Origin of the sequence: Micromonospora haikouensis (assembly GCF_900091595.1) — a bacterium.
Lineage (GTDB): Bacteria > Actinomycetota > Actinomycetes > Mycobacteriales > Micromonosporaceae > Micromonospora > Micromonospora haikouensis.
In genome coordinates, this window is record NZ_FMCW01000003.1 from 75,137 (window position 1) to 88,068 (window position 12,932).

At 72.0% G+C, this 12,932-nt stretch carries 11 protein-coding genes and 1 pseudogene; 10 read left to right on the forward strand and 2 right to left on the reverse strand.

Going from position 1 to position 12,932, the window contains the following annotated elements; all coding sequences use genetic code 11:
* The first annotated feature begins 1 nt into the window (after position 1).
* Entirely contained in the window at positions 2-1,660 is a 1,659-nt protein-coding gene (locus GA0070558_RS03855; protein ID WP_077935272.1) for a sodium/solute symporter, read from the forward strand.
* A 42-nt stretch (positions 1,661-1,702) separates the two neighbouring features.
* On the opposite strand, the gene GA0070558_RS03860 is transcribed toward GA0070558_RS03855, so the two are convergent.
* Entirely contained in the window at positions 1,703-2,041 is a 339-nt protein-coding gene (locus tag GA0070558_RS03860) for a RidA family protein (RefSeq protein WP_218106960.1), read from the reverse strand.
* Between the two features lie 202 nt (positions 2,042-2,243).
* On the opposite strand from GA0070558_RS03860, the gene GA0070558_RS03865 reads away from it, so the two are divergent.
* Together GA0070558_RS03865 and GA0070558_RS03870 are read left to right on the forward strand one after the other, a co-directional pair.
* Positions 2,244-3,008, forward strand: a complete 765-nt coding sequence (locus tag GA0070558_RS03865) for an ABC transporter ATP-binding protein (RefSeq protein WP_091275814.1) — start codon at positions 2,244-2,246, stop codon at positions 3,006-3,008.
* Between the two features lie 26 nt (positions 3,009-3,034).
* Positions 3,035-4,825 (forward strand): ABC transporter permease, encoded by a 1,791-nt coding sequence (locus GA0070558_RS03870; RefSeq protein ID WP_091276229.1) that lies wholly within the window; start codon positions 3,035-3,037, stop codon positions 4,823-4,825.
* A 26-nt stretch (positions 4,826-4,851) separates the two neighbouring features.
* Here GA0070558_RS03870 and GA0070558_RS03875 read toward each other — a convergent pair whose 3' ends face one another.
* Positions 4,852-5,106 (reverse strand): hypothetical protein, encoded by a 255-nt coding sequence (locus GA0070558_RS03875; RefSeq protein ID WP_043960895.1) that lies wholly within the window; start codon positions 5,104-5,106, stop codon positions 4,852-4,854.
* 70 nt (positions 5,107-5,176) lie between these two features.
* Here GA0070558_RS03875 and GA0070558_RS03880 point away from each other — a divergent pair, with 70 nt between their 5' ends.
* The 7 genes and pseudogenes from GA0070558_RS03880 (at position 5,177) to GA0070558_RS03910 (ending at position 12,708) form a co-directional block, all read left to right on the forward strand.
* The gene (locus GA0070558_RS03880) at positions 5,177-5,671 is read left to right on the forward strand and encodes an SRPBCC family protein (RefSeq protein WP_091275816.1); all 495 of its coding nucleotides are present in this window, start codon (positions 5,177-5,179) and stop codon (positions 5,669-5,671) included.
* A 385-nt stretch (positions 5,672-6,056) separates the two neighbouring features.
* Positions 6,057-6,590: pseudogene (locus GA0070558_RS03885) on the forward strand (flavin reductase family protein); the annotation flags it as partial.
* 161 nt (positions 6,591-6,751) lie between these two features.
* On the forward strand, positions 6,752-7,150 hold the full coding sequence (locus GA0070558_RS03890; protein WP_077935277.1) for a DUF485 domain-containing protein: 399 nt from the start codon (positions 6,752-6,754) through the stop codon (positions 7,148-7,150).
* Positions 7,128-8,801 (forward strand): monocarboxylic acid transporter, encoded by a 1,674-nt coding sequence (locus tag GA0070558_RS03895; protein ID WP_091275819.1) that lies wholly within the window; start codon positions 7,128-7,130, stop codon positions 8,799-8,801. The genes GA0070558_RS03890 and GA0070558_RS03895 overlap by 23 nt, the downstream gene beginning before the upstream one ends.
* Positions 8,802-8,943: 142 nt before the next feature.
* A complete protein-coding gene (locus GA0070558_RS03900; RefSeq protein ID WP_077935279.1) occupies positions 8,944-9,921 on the forward strand; it encodes an NAD-dependent epimerase/dehydratase family protein in 978 nt (325 codons plus the stop codon).
* A gap of 77 nt (positions 9,922-9,998) precedes the next feature.
* The gene (locus GA0070558_RS03905) at positions 9,999-11,237 is read left to right on the forward strand and encodes an LCP family protein (RefSeq protein WP_091275821.1); all 1,239 of its coding nucleotides are present in this window, start codon (positions 9,999-10,001) and stop codon (positions 11,235-11,237) included.
* Between the two features lie 244 nt (positions 11,238-11,481).
* Positions 11,482-12,708 carry an LCP family protein gene (locus GA0070558_RS03910; RefSeq protein WP_091275824.1) on the forward strand — a complete coding sequence of 409 codons (1,227 nt, stop codon included), beginning with the start codon at positions 11,482-11,484 and terminating at the stop codon, positions 12,706-12,708.
* Positions 12,709-12,932: the final 224 nt, after the last annotated feature.

Sequence of the window (12,932 nt, forward strand, 5' to 3'; positions counted from 1 at the left end):
GATGGGCAACGGGTACGTCGTCCCCGCGATCGTCGCGGTCACCCTGGTCACGGTCGGGATCGGCTTCTACGGGCTGCGGCTGGCCCGGACCACCTCCGACTTCCTCGTCGCCTCCCGCTCGGTCAGCCCGACCTGGAACGCCGCCGCGATCGGCGGGGAGTACCTGTCGGCGGCGAGCTTCCTGGGCGTGGCTGGGCTGATCCTCAAGTACGGCGTGGACGTGCTCTGGTACCCCGTCGGCTTCGCCGCCGGCTACCTGGCCCTGCTGCTGTTCGTGGCCGCGCCGTTGCGCCGCTCCGGTGCGTTCACCCTGCCGGACTTCTGCGAGGTGCGGCTCGGGTCGCGGCGGTTGCGTACCCTCGCCACCGCCTTCGTGATCTTCATCGGCTGGCTGTACCTCGTGCCGCAGCTGCAGGGGGCGGGGCTGACCCTGGCCACGCTGACCGGGGCGGCGTACCCGGTCGGTGCGCTCGTGGTGGCGGTGGTGGTCACCGCGAACGTGGCGCTGGGCGGGATGCGGGCCATCACCTTCGTCCAGGCGTTCCAGTACTGGCTGAAGCTGACCGCGCTCGCCGTACCCGCGATCTTCCTGGTGTTGCAGTGGCAGGCCGACGCCCGCCCGGCGGTGACCCCGCCCGACGGGCCGGCGTTCCGGACCGCGACCACCGTCGTGGTCGAGCACCGCGCGACCCTCACCCTCCCCGACGGCGACATCCGCGAGGTACGCCCCGGCGACCGGCTCGACTTCGCCGCCGGCGACCCGGTGCCGCAGGTCTCCGGCACGGCCACCGACGCCGCGGACTGGCTGCTGCCCAGCGCCGCCGGGGACGACGACCGGGGGCTGTTCGCCACGTACTCGCTGATCCTGGCCACGTTCCTGGGCACCATGGGGCTGCCGCACGTGCTCGTGCGGTTCTACACCAACCCCGACGGGGCGGCGGCCCGGCGCACCACGCTGGTGGTGCTGGCCCTGGTCGGCGTGTTCTACCTGCTGCCCACCCTCTACGGGGTGCTGGGCCGCATCTACACCCCGCAGTTGCTGGTGACCGGGCAGACCGACGCGGTGGTGGTGCTGCTGCCCGGCGCGGCGCTCGGCGACGGCCTGACCGGCCGGCTGCTCGCCGCGCTCGTCGCCGCCGGGGCGTTCGCCGCGTTCCTGTCGACGTCGTCCGGGCTGCTCACCAGCGTCGCCGGGGTGATCTCCACGGACGTGCTGGGGCGGGGCTCGGTGCGCGGCTTCCGGCTGGCCACGGTCATCGCGGGCGGGGTGCCGGCGGCACTCGCGCTGAACGTGTCGGGGATGGACGTCTCCCAGGTGGTCGGGCTGGCCTTCGCCGTCGCCGCGTCCAGCTTCTGCCCGCTGCTGGTGCTCGGCATCTGGTGGCGGGGGCTGACCGACGTGGGGGCCGCCGCCGGGGTACTGGCCGGCGGCGGGGCGGCGATCGGGGCGGTGCTGGTCACGGTGCTCGGCCCGCCGCTGTCCGGCTGGCCGGCCACGCTGACCGCGCAGCCGGCGGCGTGGACGGTGCCGCTCGCGTTCACGGTGATGATCGCGGTGTCGGTGGCGTCCCGACGGCGGTTGCCGGCCGACGTGGCCGGCACCATGCTGCGCCTGCACTCCCCCGAGGCGCTCCGCTCCGAAGGAAGGGCCCCTTCTTAACGCATCCGGTAGAGAAGGGTCCCCCTCTCACACCCTTGGCGCTCAGGTGGCGCTGACGACGGCGGTGACCTCGATCTCGATCAGCGCGTCGTCCCGGAACAGCTTCGACACCTCGACGGTCGTGCTGATCGGAAGATCACCGGTGAAGTACTTCCCGCGCACCGCCGCGTACTCGGCGCGGTGGGCCATGTCGTTGAGGTAGGTCCGGATGTTGATCACGTCGGCGAAGGTCGCGCCGTGCGCGGCGAGCAGTTGACCGACGATGTCCAGGGTCCGCTCGGCCTGCGCCGTCATGTCGCCCGGCCCGACGATGTCGCGGTTGTCGTCGTCGAGGGCGACCTGACCGGAGAGCACGAGAAGCGTGGCACCGCCGAGGCGCACCTCGGCGACCTGGGATTAGGGCCCTGCCGGGGCGGGCGCTCCGCTCGGGTTCACCAGTCTCGTCCGCACTGTCCGCCACCTCGCACCGGGATCCGAAGAACGACCTTCGTCAACCTACCCGAGCCGCCTCCTGCCCGGGGAGGAGGCGCAGGTCGTCCCTGGGCGGGAGCGGTCGCTGGCCAGCGCCGGATACGGTCGGAACATGACTGATGAGCACTCCGCGCTCGCGCTGCGTGGCCTCGCCAAGCGGTTCGACGGCAAGGTGGCGGTGGCGGGCGTCGACCTCGACGTGCCGGCCGGCTCGTTCTACGGGCTGCTCGGCCCGAACGGGGCCGGCAAGACCACCACCCTGTCCATGGCGGTCGGGCTGCTGCGCCCCGACGCGGGAGGCGCCTGGGTGCTCGGGCACGACGTGTGGACCGACCCGGTCCGGGCGAAGCAGCTCCTCGGCGTGATGCCCGACGGCGTACGGCTGTTCGACCGGCTCAGCGGGGCGGAGCTGCTGGCGTACCACGGTCTGTTGCGCGGCATGGACCCGGCGGTGGTCGACCAGCGCGCGGCGGAGCTGCTCGACGTGCTCGCCCTCGGCGACGCCGGCCGGACGCTGGTCGTGGACTACTCGGCGGGCATGAAGAAGAAGATCGGCCTGGCCTGCGCGCTGCTGCACGGGCCCCGGCTGCTGGTGCTCGACGAGCCGTTCGAGGCGGTCGACCCGGTGTCGGCGGCCCTGATCCGGGACATCCTGCACCGGTACGTCGTCGGCGGCGGGACGGTCATCTTCTCCAGCCACGTCATGGAGGTCGTCGAGCGGCTCTGCTCGCACGTCGCGATCCTCGCCGAGGGGACGATCAAGCGGGTCGGCACGCTCGACGAGGTGCGCGGCGACCGCTCGCTGGAGGACGTGTTCGTCGAGGTGGTCGGCGGGCGCACAGCGACGGGCGAGGAGCTGGCGTGGCTGTCCCGGTGACCGGCGCGGGCCAGCGGGGCGCGACCATGGCGGTGACCGGGCCGGGCGGCCAGCCGGCCGAACGGGTCCGCCCCGTCTCGGCCCGGCACTTCGTCCGGCTGAAGCTGCGGGTGATGGGCAACAACTTCCGGGGCCAGGGCTGGCGCATCGCCATGTTCGTGGGCGGGATGATCGCCGGGCTCTGGTTCGCCGCCACCGGCTTCTTCCTGCTGGCCGCCCCAGGGCTGGCCGACGAGCCGACGTACGCGCTGATGGCCGCCGCGTTCGGCGGCGGCCTGCTGGTGCTCGGCTGGCTGCTGCTGCCGCTGGTCTTCTTCGGGGTGGACGAGACGCTCGACCCGGCCCGGTTCGCCCTGCTGCCGCTGTCCCGGCGCACCCTGGTCACCGGGCTGTTCGCCGCCGCGCTGGTCAGCGTGCCGGCGGTGGCGGCGCTGATCGCGACCGGCGGGCTGGTGCTCACCTCGGGCCTGCTCGGCGGCGCGGCGGCGGCGCTCGTCGCGGCCGTCGGGGTGGTCGCCGGGCTGCTGCTCTGCGTCGCGGCCAGCCGGGCGATGACCAGCGCGTTCGCGACCATGTTGCGCTCCCGTCGGGTACGCGACCTGGCGGCCGTGCTGCTGGCGGTGCTCGCCGCGCTGCTCGGCCCGCTGCAGATCGTGGTGGTGGCCGCCGTGCAGCAGGCCGACTGGGACCGGCTGACCGGGGTGGCCCGGGTCGTCGGCTGGACCCCGTTCGGCGCGCCGTGGACGGTCGGCATCGACGTGGCCGAGGGGCGGGCCTGGGCCGTGCCGGTGAAGCTGCTGATCACCGCGCTGACGATCGGCGCGCTGCTGTGGTGGTGGTCCCGGTCGCTGGAGTCGGCCATGGTCGGGGCGGCCAGCGGCGGCCGGATCAGGGTGCGCGGCGGCGGGGCCAAGGTGCGCGGCGGCGCGGCGAAGACCGGCGGCGGCGCGGCGGTGGGCGGCGCGGCGGTGGGCGGTGCGGCGGCGGGCGGCGCGGCGGGGGCCGTTTCCGGCGCGGTCGGGCAGCTCTTTCCGAAGGCGGTCGGCTGGGCGCGGCGGGACCGGTTCGGCGCGCTGGTGGCCCGGGAGTGCCGCTACTGGTGGCGGGACGCCCGGCGGCGGGCCAACCTGATCACGATCGCCGTGGTCGGCATCTTCGTGCCGGTGATGGTCAACTTCGGCGGGGCGAGCTTCTCCACCGGGGAGGGCATGGAGTTCGCCGCCCCCGACTCGTCCCCGGTGCTGGTCAGCATCTCGATGGTCTTCGTCGGCCTGCTCGCCTCGGTGACCCTGGCCAACCAGTTCGGCTTCGACGGCAGCGCGTACGCGGCGAACGTGGTCGCCGGGGTCCCCGGCCGGCTGGAGCTGCGGGCCCGGATGGCCGCCTTCTCGGTGTACGTCCTGCCGATGCTCGCCGTCGTCACCGTGATCCTGGGGATGCTGCTGGGTCGGCCGGCGTGGCTGGGCGTGATGGCGGGCAGCCTCCTCGCCACGTACGGGGCGGGGCTGGCGATCAGCGCCTTCGTCTCGGTGCTGGGGGCGTACTCGCTGCCGGAGACGAGCAACCCGTTCGCGATGAACAGCGGGGCCGGGGTCGCGAAGAGCTTCCTCACCCTGCTGTCGATGTTGGGCACGGCGGTGGCGAGCGTGCCGATGGTGGTCGCCGCGGCGTTGCTCGGCGACGCCTGGCTCTGGCTGGCCACGCCCCTGGGGCTGGCGTACGGGCTGGGCGCGGCGCTGCTCGGCGCGTACCTGGCCGGTGACGTGCTGGACCGGCGGGCCCCCGAGCTGCTGACGGCCGTGACCCCGCGCCGCTGAGCGTTGCCCAGCGGCGGGGCCGCGGTTCAGCGGCGGCGCAGGAACGCGTAGAACAGGCCGCTGTTGCTGGAGGAGCTGACGTTGACCAGTTCCCACCCGTAGTGGGCGAGGTATTCGACGGCCTCCAGGAGCTGGGTGACGCCGCTGCTGCTGAGTCGCGGGCGGGCGGCGATGGCGAGGTGCCGGTGGGGATAGCCCCGGAAGTCCACCTCGTTGCGGAGCACGGCGTCGGCGGCCACGACGCGGGTCTGGGCGAGCTGCTGCGGCGTCACGGGACTCATGCCCGGCACGATAGGAGCCCCCCGCACACGCGCCCGAGCTTGCCTGGCTGACGGGCGGCACAATGGGACGATGCCTGTCGTCGAGTCGGTGATCACCGTGCCGGTGCCGCCCGAGCTGGCCTTCGCGGTGTCGCAGACCGTCGCGCCGGCCCGGTACCGCTGGGACCCGTTCGTCCGCGAGCAGCACTTCACCGACGGGGCGACGCGCCCGGGCAAGGGCGTGCGCACCTTCACCCGATCCCGGCACGGCCTGACGATGGTCAGCGAGTACGTCTCCTTCGCGCCGCCGAGCCACGTCGGGATGAAGATGGTCCGGGGCCCGTGGTTCTTCGAGATGTTCGCGGGCGGGTGGCGGTTCGCCCCCGGCCCGGAGCCCGGCACGTCGGTCGCCACCTGGCGATACCACTTCCGCTGCCGGCCGGCGTTCCTGCGCCCCGTCGCGCACCGGGTCGGGAGCTGGCTGCTCGGCCGGGACATCCGCCGCCGGATCGCCGGGTACGCCGCCGGCTGCACCGACCCGGAGGTGCTGGCCGCCGCCCGCCGCGCCCTGCGCTCCGACGAGTGACCGCGCGGCCCCGCGCCGCGCCGCCGGGTCACCGTGTCTCGCTGCCGGGTCACCGCGCCTCGTCGCCGAGCCACCGTGTCTCGTTGCTCTCCGTGGTCACCCTCTCCCGACCCTCCACGCCCGCACCTCCCCTTTGCTCTGCACCCATCCGCGCAGCACCCTCCTGAGCTGCGAGGGTGCGGGGTCGACGGAGCCGAGGCATGCGGCCATCGGTTGCGCTCGGTGAGCGCTGCGTATCCGGGTGCAGAGCAAAGGGGGCGCACTGGGCTTGCGGTGCCGGAGAGGGCGGAAGGGCTGCGACCGCCGCGGTGCGGCGGCGGGCGGGCCTGAGCGCGGGCCTCGGCGGAAGGGTCCGACCGGCGGCCGGCGGGGGCCGGGTGGGGTCACAATGTTTCACGTGAATCCAGAGCCGGGTGCCGAGATCCACCACGTCGACCCGTTCGCCGTACCAGCGGGACAGCGCTCCCCGGCCCGGCGGCTGCGGGGTCGGCTCGCCGCGCCGGTCACGCTGTGGACCGCGCCGGGCCCCGCCGGCCTGACCGTGTCCTCCACGCTGGTCGCCGAGGGGGAGCCGGACCGGCTGCTGGGCCTGGTCGACGCGGAGTCGGACCTGTGGGCGGCGGTCGAGGCGGCGGGACGGTTCGCCGTCGCGCCGCTGGGTCCGCCGCACCGGCAGCTCGCCGACCGGTTCGCCGGCCTGTTCCCGTCGCCGGGCGGCCTCTTCGCCACCGGCGTCTGGACCGAGACCGAGTACGGCCCGGTGCCCACCGACGCCGCCGGCTGGGCCGGGTGCCGGCTCGACACCGCCCGCGAGTACGGCTGGGCGCTGCTCGTCGAGGCCACCATCGAGTGCATCGACCTGACGCGGGAGAGCGACCCGCTGCTGCACTACCGGGGTCGGTACCACGAGCTGACCTGACCAGCCACTACCGGTCACCGGAGTGACCTGGGTCACTCGGCGCAGGCAGGCGACCGCTCGGCGCAGGTGGAGACCCTCGTCGATCCACCTCTTCCCGGGCGGGGCGCGCGGTTCCTACCGTGCGCGAAACCCCCTACGCCTGTGAAGGTGGTGATCCACAGATGTCCACGGACACACCCCCGCCGGACGCACCGGCCGAGCCGGAGACGGCGGGCCCGGCCGCGTCCACGGCGGACCGGTACCTCGCCGTACAGCGTTCGGACGAGTTCGCCGGGTTGCGTCGCGCTCTGCGCGGCTTCATCTTCCCGATGACCGTCGCGTTCTTCCTCTGGTACGCGCTCTACGTGATCCTCTCCGCGTACGCGCGGGACTTCATGGGCACGAGGCTGTTCGGCAGCAACATCAACGTCGCCCTGATCTTCGGCCTGCTCCAGTTCGTCTCGACGTTCCTGATCGCCTGGCTCTACTCCCGGTTCGCCGACCGGAAGATCGACCCGGTCGCCGACCGCATCCGCGCCGAGATGGGGGAGGTGACCCATGAACACGGTCCTCGCGGCTGAGGCGGGCGGCGGCACCGCCCGCAACCTCACCATCACGCTGTTCCTGGTGTTCGTGGCGGTGACCCTGGCCATCACCATCTGGGCCAGCCGGCAGACCAAGACCGCCACCGACTTCTACGCGGGCGGCCGGTCCTTCTCCGGCTTCCAGAACGGTATGGCGATCGGCGGCGACTACATGTCGGCCGCGTCGTTCCTCGGCATCGCCGGCATCATCGCCCTCTACGGCTACGACGGCTTCCTCTACTCGATCGGCTTCCTGGTCGCCTGGCTGGTGGCGCTGCTGCTCGTCGCCGAACTGCTGCGCAACTCGGGCCGGTACACGATGGCGGACGTGCTGGCGTTCCGGATGCGCCAGCGGCCGGTCCGCACGGCGGCGGCGGTCTCCACCATCACCGTGTCGATCTTCTATCTGCTGGCCCAGATGGTCGGCGCGGGCGCGCTGGTGGCGCTGCTGCTGGGCATCAAGCCGGGCACCACGTTCCTCGGCATGGACGCCGACACCGCGAAGGTCGCCACGATCATCATGGTCGGCGCCCTGATGATCATCTACGTCACCGTGGGCGGCATGAAGGGCACCACGTACGTCCAGATCGTCAAGGCGTTCCTGCTGATGACCGGCGCGCTGGTGATGACCCTGCTGGTGCTGGCGAAGTACAAGTTCAACCTGTCGTCGCTGCTCGGCGACGCCGCCGCCTCCTCGGGCAAGGGCAGCGCCTTCCTCGAACCCGGCCTGCGCTACGGCGTCGAGGTGGCCGGGAACGCGACGCAGACGTTCTACAACAAGGTCGACCTGCTCTCGCTCGGCATCGCGCTGGTGCTCGGCACGGCGGGCCTGCCGCACATCCTGATCCGCTTCTACACCGTGCCGACCGCCAAGGCGGCCCGCAAGAGCGTGCTCTGGGCGATCGGCATCATCGGCGCGTTCTACCTGCTCACCCTGGCCCTCGGCTTCGGCGCGGCGGCCCTGGTCGGCGGCCCGGCGATCACCGCCCAGGACAAGGCCGGCAACACGGCCGCGCCACAGCTCGCCGAGAAGCTGGGCATCACCTTCCTCGGCGGCGACCTCGGCGGCGCGACCCTGCTGGCGATCATCGCGGCGGTGGCCTTCGCCACCATCCTGGCGGTGGTCGCCGGGCTCACCCTGGCCTCGTCGTCCAGCCTGGCGCACGACTTCTACGCCAACGTCCTCAAGAACGGGCAGGCATCGGAGCGCCAGGAGGTCCGGGTGGCCCGGGTCTCGGCGCTGGTCATCGGCGCGGTCTCGATCGCCCTGTCGATCTACGCGCAGAGCCTGAACGTGGCCTTCCTGGTGGCGCTCGCGTTCGCGGTGGCCGCCTCCGGAAACCTGCCGGCGATCCTCTACAGCCTGTTCTGGAAGCGGTTCAACACCTCCGGCGCGGTCTGGGCGATCTACGGCGGACTGCTCGCCGCGGTGCTGCTGGTGTTCTTCTCGCCGGTGGTCTCCGGGGCGCCGACGTCGATGTTCCCGGACCACGACTGGCACTGGTTCCCGCTGTCCAACCCGGGCATCCTCTCCATCCCGTTCGGGTTCCTGTGCGGGTGGATCGGCACGATGATCTCCAACGAGAGCGACGAGGAGAAGTACGCCGAACTGGAGGTGCGTTCCCTCACCGGCGCCGGCGCGCACTGAGGCCGGTACGCACCGGCCCGGGTGCGTACCGAGCCTGCTCGGCTCCGCACCGGCCGAGCTGGTTAAAAGGGGCCCCCTGTACAACGTTTCGCGTTAACAGGGGGCCCTTCCTTCCATCTCGTGCCTGTATAGGCTGGTCGGCATGAAGGTTGCCCCGCGCTTCGGTCCCGGTCACCGCGTCCTCGTCACCGGCGGCGCCGGCTTCGTGCCGTCGCACCTGGTCGACACACTCGTCGCCCGCGGCTGCACGGTGGTGGCGCTGGACAATTTCGTCACCGGTTCCAAGGACAACGTGGCCCACCTGCACGACAAGCCCAACTTCACGCTGGTCGAGGCGGACATCTCCGACGGGCTGCCGACCCACCACCCGGCGCTGGCCGAGCGGTTCGACGCGATCATGCACATGGCCTCCCCGGCCAGCCCCACCGACTTCGCGACCCTGCCGGTGGAGATCCTCCGGGTCGGGTCGGTGGCGACCCTGCACCTGCTGGACCGCGCGGTCGCCGACGGCGCCCGGTTCCTGATGGCCTCCACCTCCGAGGCGTACGGGGACCCGAAGGAGCACCCGCAGCGCGAGACGTACTGGGGCAACGTCAACCCGATCGGCGTGCGCAGCGTCTACGACGAGGCGAAGCGGTTCTCGGAGGCGGCCACGATGGCCTACCACCGGTACCGGGGGCTGGACGCCGCGATCGTGCGGATCTTCAACACGTACGGCCCGCGGATGCGGCCGGACGACGGCCGGGCGATCCCGACGTTCATCTCGCAGGCGCTGCGCGGCGAGCCGATCACCGTGCACGGCACCGGCAACCAGACCCGGTCGATCTGCTACGTCGAGGACCTGGTGCGCGGCATCCTGCTGCTGCTCGACTCGACGGAGACCGGCCCGGTCAACTGCGGCACCGAGCACGAGCTGACCATGCGGCAACTGGCCGAGTTGATCGTGTCACTCTCCGGCAGCACGTCCGAGGTGACGTACGTCACCCGGGCGGCCGACGACCCGGAGATGCGCCGCCCCGACCTGACCCTTGCCCGTGAACTGCTCGGATACGAGCCGGCGGTGGCGCCCGAAGACGGCCTCCGACGCACGATCGAGCACTTCCGCGAGCGGCTAGGGTAGCCGGTCGGCGCGACGCGGCCCGCCGGCCGACCTGCGATTGAGGGCGACACTCGACGGGGCTACGTACCCTCGGGTACATGTCAGCGACCGCTTCCGCCGGCGTTCCGATTCCACACCTGCGTCGCAGCGCGGGGCGTGCCCCGGTGCCCGGCCCCGGCCAGGAGGGCTCGGGGCGCGCCCGCGTGCCCGGGGCCCAGTGGTATCCCACCCACGACGACCGGCCCCGGGGCGGCGGCTTCGGCGGGTCGGACGGCCCCGGGGGGCCCGGGGGACCGGGTGGGCCGGGCGCTCCCCGGCGGGCCGGTGGGCGCGGGCCGCGCCCGAGGTGGGGCCGGATCGGCCTGGTGGCCGGCGTGGCGGTGCTCGTCCTCGCGCTGCTCGGCGGGGCCGGGGCGTGGTTCTACACCCGCAACCTCAACCAGGACCTGGCCCGCACCGACCCGTTCTCGGAGCTGACCGGCGGCCGACCGCCGAAGGCGGTGGACGGTGCGCTCAACATCCTGCTGGTCGGCAGCGACTCGCGGGACCCGGACGCCCCGGTGGACCAGCAGAGCCAGTGGCGGGCCGACACGATCATCGTCATGCACATCCCGGCCGACCACAAGTCCGCCTACCTGGTCTCCATCCCCCGCGACCTGTACGTGCCGATCCCCGAGAACGCCCAGGCGGACTGCGCCTCGGGGCAGCGGGCGAAGATCAACGCCGCGTTCGCGTTCGGCGGCCTGCCGCTGGCCGTGAAGACGGTGGAGTGCTTCACCGACGTCCGCATCGACAACGTGATGGCGATCGACTTCGCCGGGTTCAAGCAGGTCACCGACGCGCTCGGCGGGGTGGACCTGAAGGTGGAGCGGTCGATCACCTCGATCCACAAGCCGTTCCGCAAGTTCACCAAGGGCACCATGCACATGAACGGCGCGGAGGCGCTGGACTGGATCCGGCAGCGCAAGCAGTTCCCCGACGGCGACTTCGCGCGGATGCGCCACCAGCAGGAGTTCCTCAAGGCCCTGATGGACAAGGCGGCCAGCACGGGCACGCTGACCAACCCGAAGAAGCTCAACGCGTTCCTCCAGTCGGTGACGGACGCGGTGACCGTGGACCAGGGCTTCTCGCTGGTCGACATGGCGCTGCAGTTCCGCAGCCTGCGCGGGGAGAACCTGATCTTCGTCACCAGCCCGAACTCGGGCAGCGACACGATCAACGGCGAGTCGGTGGTGGTCTCGGACCGGGAGAAGGCGCTGGCCATGTACCAGGCGATGACGGCCGACAAGATGGCCGAGTGGGTGAAGGCCAACCCGCCGGAGGGCAGCTCGGGGTGACGAGTTTCCGGTAACGGAGACGGATTCGGCTGGTCGTTACTTCGACACACGTCAGCGCCGGTCGGCGGTCGGACCCCATTCCACCGGGGGCCCTACCGCCGACCGGCTGCTTTCGATTGACCGAACGGGTGAATTCCGCAGGCAACTGCCAGGATAACTGCGAATAGCCGGCGGACGAACTCGCCTTGACGGGAAGCGGTACGTACAGTGGTCCCGCCCCCCGATCACGCGAGCTGGAGCACGCATGCCGGTTCATACCAGCCGTCGCCCTCCGTCGCAGGAGCCCGTCGGCGCGGTCGCACGGGTTCCGTCGGCCATCCCGTCGCAACCCCGCAGCGGCGGCCGACCCCCCGCCGACGTCCCCGCCCGTAAGCGCAAGAAGCGCCGCAAGGACCCGCTGTGGGCCCGCCTCACCGTCGTCTTCGGCGCGATCCTCATGATGACCAGCGGGATCGCCATCGTCGGCAGCAAGGCGTTCATCAGCCAGGCCACCGGCAACATCGCGCAGCGCAACCTGCTCGGCGACGCCGGCAAGTCCGACGCCGAGGGCGGGGCGAGCCTGGACGGCCCGATCGACATGCTGCTGCTGGGTGTGGACGCCCGCGAGCGCTGGGCCGCCGACGACGTCCGGGCCGACACCATCATCGTGCTGCACATCCCCGCCTCGCACGACCAGGCGTACCTGATCTCCATTCCGCGCGACACCGAGGCGCAGATCCCGGCGTTCAAGAAGAGCGGCTACGGCGGCGGCACCGACAAGATCAACGCAGCCTTCCAGGCGGGCGCCCGCAACGGCGGCGGTTGGGAGGGCGGCGCGCAGCTGATGGCCCAGACGATCAAGAAGATGACGGGGATCAGCTTCGACGGCGCGGCCATCATCAACTTCGGCGGATTCAAGGGCGTCATCGACGCCCTCGGCACCGTGCGGATCTGCGTGAGCCACGAGGTCAAGTCGCACCACATGTCGTACGTCGACGGCAAGCCGATGTGGAACGCCGACGCGAAGAAGACCGGCAAGCCGATGACCCCGGTGGTGCACAAGAAGGGCTGCCGGGACATGAAGGGCTGGGCGGCCCTCGACTACGCCCGGCAGCGCTACGGCCTGCCGAACAGCGACTACGACCGCCAGCAGAACCAGCAGCAGCTGATCAAGGCGATGGCGAAGAAGGCGACCGAGAACGGCACGCTGACCAACCCGGTGAAGCTCAACGGGCTGATCAAGGCGGCCGGCAAGGCGTTCGTCCTGGACACCGGCGGCGTGCCGATCATCGACTTCATCTACACGATGCGCGGGGTCACCGGCAACGACCTGACCACGCTGCGGACCAACGGCGGCACGTTCCACGCGAACGCCAGCGGGACGAAGGAGTCGCTGAGCCCGCAGACCATGGAGATGTTCCAGGCGATCAAGAACGACAAGCTCGCCGAGTTCGTCTACGCCAATCCGGGCGTGCTGTCGACCCGCAAGTAGCACCCTGATCAGGGGAAACCCTCCGCCGGACCCGACGCCCCCCGTAGCCTGACGTGAGAACTATTCACGTGCGGCGACGGGGGGCGTCACGGCCAGGTCGGGGGAATCCGGACGGGGACGGCGGGGACCGGCCCGTCGACGCGTACCCCGCTGGAGCCGGGTCCTGCTCGGGGTCGGCCTCGCCCTGGCGCTGCTGGCCGCCGGCACCGTGGTCGGGCTCCGGG